This is a genomic window from Streptomyces purpurogeneiscleroticus (assembly GCF_020024005.1).
GTDB classification, from domain to species: Bacteria; Actinomycetota; Actinomycetes; order Streptomycetales; family Streptomycetaceae; genus Streptomyces; species Streptomyces purpurogeneiscleroticus.
Map to the genome: position 1 here is coordinate 25,432 of NZ_NHSG01000319.1, position 7,494 is coordinate 32,925.

Annotated in this window: 7 protein-coding genes; 5 read left to right on the top strand and 2 right to left on the bottom strand. The window is 72.0% G+C overall.

The features are described 5' to 3' along the window. Window positions 1-73: 73 nt before the first annotated feature. Together lplAB and CCS38_RS20750 are read right to left on the bottom strand one after the other, a co-directional pair. Complete coding sequence (gene lplAB, locus CCS38_RS20745) at window positions 74-1,141, bottom strand: lipoate-protein ligase LplAB (RefSeq protein ID WP_223734809.1); 1,068 nt, start codon at window positions 1,139-1,141, stop codon at window positions 74-76. 107 nt (window positions 1,142-1,248) lie between these two features. Beyond that, entirely contained in the window at window positions 1,249-1,974 is a 726-nt protein-coding gene (locus tag CCS38_RS20750; protein ID WP_223734810.1) for an SIR2 family NAD-dependent protein deacylase, read from the bottom strand. 208 nt (window positions 1,975-2,182) lie between these two features. On the opposite strand from CCS38_RS20750, the gene CCS38_RS20755 reads away from it, so the two are divergent. From CCS38_RS20755 to CCS38_RS20775, 5 genes are all read left to right on the top strand, one after another. After that, window positions 2,183-3,760: an ABC transporter substrate-binding protein gene (locus CCS38_RS20755; RefSeq protein WP_223734811.1), complete on the top strand. Its 1,578-nt coding sequence runs from the start codon at window positions 2,183-2,185 to the stop codon at window positions 3,758-3,760. 28 nt (window positions 3,761-3,788) lie between these two features. Further along, a complete protein-coding gene (locus CCS38_RS20760; RefSeq protein WP_223734812.1) occupies window positions 3,789-4,742 on the top strand; it encodes an ABC transporter permease in 954 nt (317 codons plus the stop codon). Continuing rightward, on the top strand, window positions 4,739-5,647 hold the full coding sequence (locus CCS38_RS20765) for an ABC transporter permease (protein ID WP_223734813.1): 909 nt from the start codon (window positions 4,739-4,741) through the stop codon (window positions 5,645-5,647). The genes CCS38_RS20760 and CCS38_RS20765 overlap by 4 nt, the downstream gene beginning before the upstream one ends. Next, the gene (locus CCS38_RS20770; RefSeq protein WP_223734814.1) at window positions 5,644-6,675 is read left to right on the top strand and encodes an ABC transporter ATP-binding protein; all 1,032 of its coding nucleotides are present in this window, start codon (window positions 5,644-5,646) and stop codon (window positions 6,673-6,675) included. Before CCS38_RS20765 ends, CCS38_RS20770 begins: the two co-directional genes overlap by 4 nt. Further along, a partial coding sequence (locus CCS38_RS20775) for an ABC transporter ATP-binding protein (protein ID WP_223734815.1) occupies window positions 6,672-7,494 on the top strand: 823 nt, incomplete at its 3' end. The genes CCS38_RS20770 and CCS38_RS20775, both read left to right, overlap by 4 nt.

The following is a 7,494-nucleotide window of genomic DNA, read 5'->3' on the forward strand; positions in this document are numbered from 1 at the left end:
GCCATGACCTTTACGGGCGCGCGCCCGGCCTGTCCACGGGCGCGCGCAGCCGACCGTCGCGCGGGTGTCGCGCCTACGGCACCCGGGCCGTCCACTCCGGGTCGCTGAACTTGCCCGCCGCCAGCTCGCGGGCCCGCGCGCATTCCTCGTCCGTCACCGTGCCGTCCGTGCCCCCGTAGCGGGCGCGGAAGGAGGCGATCATGCGGGTGATGACCTCGGAGCGGGGGAGGCCGGTCTGGCGGCGGAGCGGGTCGACGCGCTTCTTGGCGCTGGTGGTGCCCTTGTCGGAGAGCTTCTCCTTGCCGATGCGGAGCACCTCGACCATCTTGTCCGCGTCGATGTCGTAGGACATCGTCACGTGGTGCAGGACAGCGCCGGAGCCCGCCACCACGCGCTTCTGGGCCGCGCCCGCGATCTTCCCGGCGTCCGTCGCGATGTCGTTGAGCGGCTTGTACCAGGCGTTGATGCCCATGTCGCCGAGCGCCCCGAGCACCCAGTCGTCGAGATAGGCATAGCTCTCGGCGAAGGTGAGGCCGTGGACCAGGGATTCGGGGACGCAGAGCGAGTACGTGATGGTGTTGCCGGGCTCGACGTACATCGCGCCGCCGCCGCTGATCCGGCGGACGACCGTGACGCCGTGCTTCTCCGCGCCCGCCGGATCCACCTCGTTGCGCAGCGACTGGAAGCTGCCGATGATCACGGCGGGGCGGTCCCACTCCCAGACGCGGAGCGTCGGCGGGCGCCGGCCCTCGGCGACCTCGGTGGTCAGTACCTCGTCCAGCGCCATGTGCAGCGCGGGCGCCTGCGGCGGCTCGTGGATGATCTGCCAGTCGTAGTCGGTCCAGTCGGTGGCCTGGGCGACGGCCCGGCGGACCGCGACGCTGACCGACTCGGCGGTGAAGCCGATCATGGCGACGCCCTCGGGCAGCGCGGCCTCGATGCGGTCGGCCAGGCCCCGGGTGCCGGTGTCGGCGGGCGCGCCCTCCAGGGCCGCGTTGATCTTCAGAAGCGCGTCGTCCGGCTCCAGAAAGAAGTCCCCGGCGACACGGACATGGCGCAGCACGCCGTCCGCGATCTCCAGATCGACGACGACCAGCTTGCCGCCGGGCACCTTGTACTCACCGTGATGCCTGCTCTGCACGGCGCTCACCCTCCACGTCTCCGCGGCCGTCCGACCGGCCGGCCGCCCGGACAACCGTAACGCCGTCACCGGCATTCCCCGTCAAAGGGGGGCAAGCCCGTCGGTGGTCACGGGTGCAAAGCAGCCAGCAGCCGGGGCAGCGCCTCGCCGATCGGTTCGCGGACGATCTCGTCGGCGAGCGCGTCGTACGGGGTCGGCTCGGCATTGACGATGACCAGGCGAGCTCCGTGCTCGGCGGCCAGTCCCGCGAGCGAGGCGGCGGGCTGCACGGAGAGGCTCGTGCCGACCGCGAGGAAGATGTCGCAGTTCTTCGCCACTGTGACCGCTGCGCCCAGTACCTCCGGGGCCAGGCTCTCGCCGAACATCACGGTCGCCGACTTCATGATCCCGCCGCAGTCGAGGCACGCGGGGTCCGGGTCGCCCGCGGTCACCCGGGCCAGCGCGTCGGCCATCGGCGTCCGGGCGCGGCATTCGGTACAGACCGCGGTACGGGCGGTGCCGTGCAGCTCCAGGACCTTGCGGCCGGGCATCCCGGCGAGCTGGTGCAGCCCGTCGACGTTCTGGGTGATCACTCGGGTGGGGACGCCGGAGCGGTCGAGGCGGGTGATGGCCTCGTGCGCGGCGTTCGGCCGTGCGCGGAGCGCCGGGCCGTCCCGCCGCATCAGCCAGGACCGGCGTCGGATCTCCGGATCGTTCATGTAGTACGCGTACGTGACGAGCTTCTCGGCGTCCGGGTCGCGGCGCCACACCCCGTTCGGCCCGCGGTAGTCGGGGATGCCGGAGTCGGTGGAGATCCCGGCGCCGCTGAGGATCGCGACCAGGGGGCTGTTCATGCCGCCAGGGTACGCAGAGCCCGGTTACCGGGCGCAGTTATTTAGATGTAACCAGAAACTTACCCAAGATCAGGGGCGGCCTCTTGCCGGTCATCTGTATGCGAAATACGGTCTGCTGCATTCGTTCCTGGTGATCGTTCGTGATGCGTTCTCGTTCCAGATGGTCGTTCGGGAGGTAGGGCACGTGCGCCGAAGAGCTGCTGTTCCCTTGGCAGTTGGGCTGATGATCAGTGCTGCGGGGTGCGGGTCGCTCACCTCCGCCGCCACCGAGGTGGGCGAGGTCCGGATGACCGACCCGCGCCCCGTACGGGACGGCGGCACGCTCACCGTCGCCCTCAAGTCCGACCCCGACAAGCTCGATCCGACCCTCGCGCAGACCCTCGTGGGTCGCACCGTCTTCGCCGGGATGTGCGAGAAGCTGTACGACACCGACCGCGCGGGGAAGGTCGTGCCGCAGCTGGCGGCGGCCCTCCCGAAGACCTCCGACGGCGGCCGGACCGTGACCGTCCCGGTCCGCCGCGGCGTGACGTTCAGCGACGGCACCCGCCTCGACGCGGCCGCCGTCGCCCGCTCCCTGGAACGCCACCGCACCCTCCCCGGCTCCGCCCGCGCCACCGAACTCGGCCCGCTGGTCAAGGCCGAGGCTGCCGGACCGTACACCGTCCGCATCCGCCTCAAGGAGCCGTACGTCCCGCTCACCGGCGTGCTCGCCGACCGCGCCGGCATGGTCATGTCCCCGCGTGCGCTCGCGAAGTACGGCAAGAACTTCACCAACCACCCGTCCTGCGTCGGCCCGTTCAAGTACGTCGAACGCGTCGCGGGCGACCGGATCGTGCTCGCGAAGGACCCCCGGTACTACGACGCGGACAAGGTCCGCCTGGACCGCGTCGTCTACAAGACCATCACCGACGGCAGCGTCCGGCTGGCGAATCTGCGCTCCGGTGACGTCCAGGTCGGCGACCAGATGGGCCCGGTGGAGGTGCGCAGCTCGCTCACCGAGCCGCAGCTCCAGCTCTTCAACTCGCCCTCGCTCGGCTACCAGGGCCTCGGCTTCAACATCGGCAACGTGCACGGGACGGGGGAGAAGCCCGGGAAGCTGCGCACGGTGCTCGCCCGCGAGCCGCGCGTCCGCGAAGCCTTCGCGCTCGCCCTGGACCGCAAGCTGATCAACAAGGTCGTCTTCCAGGGCATGTACGAGCCGGCCTGCGGCCCCGTCTCGCCGGAGTCGGCCATCGCGCCGGGGGCCGCCGGCTGCCCGGAGCGCGATCTGCCGCGCGCGAAGAAGCTGCTCAAGGAGGCGGGCGTCGAGCTCCCGGTGCCGATCGAGCTGAAGGTCTCCACCTCGCCCGAGGACAGCCGCCTCGGCCAGGTGATCCAGGCGATGGCCCGCGAGGCCGGCTTCGACGTACGGCTGCGGCCCATGGAGTACGCGACGCTCCTGGAGGAGACCGACGCCGGGCAGTTCGACGCGTACGTCAGCGGCTGGTCCGGGCGGCTCGACCCGGACGGCAACATCGCCTCCTTCGTCGGCACCGCCGGCGCCATGAACACGTACGGCATCTCCGACCCGTCGATCGACCGGCTGATCGCCGAGGGCCGCACCACCGCCGACCGGGCCGGCCGCGCCCGCGTATACACGCAACTCGCCGACCGTATACGCGACCAGTACGCACTGATCTACCTCTACCGGCAGAAGAACTACGTCGTGACACGGAAGGACGTGGCGGGCGTGCGGGTCTACGGCGACGGCCTGGTGCGCGTCAAGGATGCGGGGTTCGCCCGATGAACCGCTTCATGAATGCGGGGTGCACCCAATGAGCAGATACCTCCTCACCCGGCTCCGGCAATCGGTCATCACACTCTTCCTCGTCAGCGTCGTCGTCTTCGCCGGCATCCGCGCGCTGCCCGGCGACCCGGCCCTCGCGCTGGCCGGCGAGGAGCGCAGCCCCGAGGCGCTGGCCGCGATCCGCGAGGCGTACGGGCTGAACGACAACATCGTGATCCAGTACGGGCGGTTCGTCGGCCACGCCCTCACCGGCGACCTCGGCACCTCGGCCCGCACCGGCCTCCCCGTCCTGGACTCGATCCTGAGCGCCCTGCCCGTCACCCTCGAACTGGCCGCGCTCTCCCTCCTCCTGGCCGTCGTCCTCGGCATCGGGACGGGCGTCCTGGCGGCCGTGCGGCGCGGCAGGGCGACCGAGTGGCTGGCCAACGCCATCGCCCTGCTGGGGCTGTCCGTCCCCACCTTCTGGCTCGGCATCGTCCTGGTCCTCGCCTTCGCGATCGCCGTACCGGTCTTCGCGGCATCCGGTTACGTGCCCTTCGGCACGGATCCGGTCGACAATCTGCGGCGCATGGTGCTGCCGGCCGTGGTCCTCGGCTCCGGGCTCGCGGCCGTCGTGATGCGGCAGACGCGCGGCGCGATGCTCGACAGCCTCTCCGCCGACTACGTCCGCACCGCCCGCGCCAAGGGCCTCTCCCGACGCCAGGTCATCGGCGGGCACGCGCTGCGCAACAGCCTGGTGACCGTGGTGACCGTCCTCGGCCTCCAGCTCGGCCACCTCATCTCCGGCGCCGTCGTCACCGAGCAGATCTTCGTCCTGCCCGGCTTCGGCAAGCTCACCATCGACGCGGTCTTCACCCGCGACTACACGATGCTCCAGGGCGTGGTGCTGTGCACCTCCGCCGCCTACATCCTCGTCAACCTCGCGGTCGATGTGCTCTATTCGGTCATCGACCCGCGCATCCGGCTCGGAGGCGCCCGATGACCGCCACCCCGGACACCGTCGACGTGCCGGCCGTCCCGGAAGCGCCCGTCACGGCTCCGCGCCCCGGCACCCTGCGCACCCGGCTGCGCGCCCTGCGCAGGAACCGGCTCGCCCTCACCGGCGCCGTGATCGCCGCCGTCTTCGTACTGGCGGCCCTCTGCGCCCCGCTGCTCGCCCCGTACGACCCGGCAGCGCCGGACTTCGACGCCGCGCTGGCGCCGCCCTCCTGGGCGCACTGGCTCGGCACCGACGACCTCGGCCGCGACCAGCTCTCCCGGGTGATCCACGGTGCCCGCGCGTCCATGCAGGTGGGCCTGCTCGCCGTGGTACTGGCCTTCCTCATCGGCGTACCGCTGGGCCTGGCCGCCGGGTACTACGGCAAGTACGCCGACTCCGCGGTCTCCCGGCTCACCGACACCCTGCTCGCCTTCCCCTTCCTCGTCCTCGCGGTGGGACTGGCGGCCGTCCTCGGCCCGTCGCTGCTCAACGCCACGCTCGCCATCGGGATTTCGCAGGTACCGGCCGTCACCCGCATCACACGCGCCGAGACGCTGCGCCTCAAACACCTGGACTACGTGGGCGCCGCGATCGTCAACGGCGGCGGCGACGGCACCGTTCTCGCGCGGCACATCCTCCCCAACGCCACCTCGGCGCTGATCGTCCAGGCCACCGTCGGCATCCCCGCCGCGATCATCGGCGAGGCGCTGCTCAGCTTCCTCGGCCTCGGCGTCCAGCCCCCGGCCCCCTCGCTCGGCGTGATGCTCGCCGGCGCCCAGCCCTTCCTCGGCCCCGCGCCCTGGATGGCGGTCTTCCCCGGCCTCGCCATCGTCGCCGCGACGCTGGCCTTCAACCTGCTCGGCGACGGACTGCGTGACATCCTCGACCCCCGCGGAGGCACCCGATGAGCACCGCTTCCGGCGCGTCCGGCGCGCCCGTACTGAGCGTCCGCGACCTGTCCGTCTCCTTCCGCTCCGACACCCGTACCGTGCACGCCGTCGACTCCCTCTCGTACGACGTGGCGCCCGGCGAGGTCCTCGCCGTCGTCGGCGAGTCCGGCTGCGGCAAATCCGTCACCGCCATGGCCGTCATGGGCCTGCTGCCGCCGACCGCGACCGTCACCGGGTCCGTCCGGCTCGGCGGCCGGGAGCTGGCCGGGGCGGAGGAGAAGGAGCTGACGAAGGTCCGCGGCAAGGACCTCGCGATGATCTTCCAGGAGCCGATGACCTCGCTGAACCCGGTCCTCACCGTCGGCCGCCAGATCGGCGAGGTACTCCGCCGCCACCAGGGCCTGACCCGCAAGGAGGCCCGGGAGAAGGCCGTCGAACTGCTCGCGCTCGTCGGCATCCCCGCGCCGGAGCGCCGGGTGGCGGAGTACCCGCACCAGCTCAGCGGCGGGATGCGGCAGCGCGTCATGATCGCCATCGCGGTGGCCTGCGACCCGGCCGTCCTCATCGCCGACGAGCCGACCACCGCGCTGGACGTCACCGTCCAGGCCGGCATCCTCGAAGTCCTCCGGTCGCTGCGCGAACGCCTGGGGACCGCCCTCGTCCTCATCACCCACGACCTGGGCGTGGTCGCCGACGCGGCGGACCGGGTGCTGGTGATGTACGCGGGCCGGGCCGTCGAACAGGCCCCGGCCCACGAGCTGTTCGCCGCGCCCCGGCACCCGTACACGCGCGGCCTGCTGGGCGCCGTACTGCGGCCGGGCCAGGAAGGGAAGCGCCGGCTGCCGGAGATCCCCGGACTGGTACCGAGCCTGACCGCCCAGCCGGACGCCTGCACCTTCGCCGACCGCTGCGCACACGCGAATGAGCGCTGCGGGGCGGCGCGGCCGCCGCTGACACCGGACTCCGGTCACCAGGTGGCGTGTTGGCACCCCGTCACCGAGCCCGCGGCCACGCCCGCCGCCGGACACGAGGAGGCTGCCCGATGAGCACCGCACACGAGATACCGGCCCTGCGCTCCGCCGCAGCGGACGGCGCCTCCGTACTGGAAGTACGCGACCTGGAGCGGCACTTCACTACCGGCGGCGGCACCGTACGGGCCGTGGACGGCGTCAGCCTGACCATCGGGCGCGGCGAAGTGCTCGGCCTGGTGGGGGAGTCGGGCAGCGGCAAGTCCACCGTCGGCCGCTGCGTGGTCCGCCTCGACGAGCCGACCGGCGGCCGCATCGCCCTCAAGGGCACCGACATCACCCACCTCTCGCGCCGCGCCATGCGCCCACTGCGTACCGATGTCCACCTGGTCTTCCAGGACCCCTCGTCCTCGCTCGACCCGCGCATGACGATCGGTCAGATCGTTGCCGAGCCGCTGCGGCTGCACCGCCTGGTACCGAAGTCCGGCCTCCGGGCCCGCGTCGAGGAGCTGCTCGGCCAGGTCGGGCTGCGCCCCGAACACGCCGACCGGCACCCGCACGAGCTCTCCGGCGGCCAGCGCCAGCGCATCTCCCTCGCCCGCGCGCTCTCCGTCGCCCCGGACCTGCTGATCGCCGACGAGCCGACCTCCGCACTGGACGTCTCCGTCCAGGCATCCGTCCTCAACCTCCTCGCCGACCTGCAGCGGGACCGCGGCTTCGGCTGCCTGTTCATCACCCACGACCTGGCGGCGGTGGAGTTCCTGGCGGACCGGATCGCCGTGATGTACCTGGGCCGGATCGTCGAGGAGGCCCCGACCGCTCAGCTCTTCGCCGACCCCCTGCACCCGTACACACAGGCCCTCCTCTCCGCGGCCCCCGTACCGGACCCCGCCACCC

Coding starts and splice junctions, on each gene's coding strand:
- CCS38_RS20770 (WP_223734814.1), top strand. CDS start 5,644: ATGAGCACCGCTTCCGGCGCGTCCGGCGCGCCCGTACTGAGCGTCCGC.
- CCS38_RS20750 (WP_223734810.1), bottom strand. CDS start 1,974: ATGAACAGCCCCCTGGTCGCGATCCTCAGCGGCGCCGGGATCTCCACC.
- CCS38_RS20760 (WP_223734812.1), top strand. CDS start 3,789: ATGAGCAGATACCTCCTCACCCGGCTCCGGCAATCGGTCATCACACTC.
- CCS38_RS20765 (WP_223734813.1), top strand. CDS start 4,739: ATGACCGCCACCCCGGACACCGTCGACGTGCCGGCCGTCCCGGAAGCG.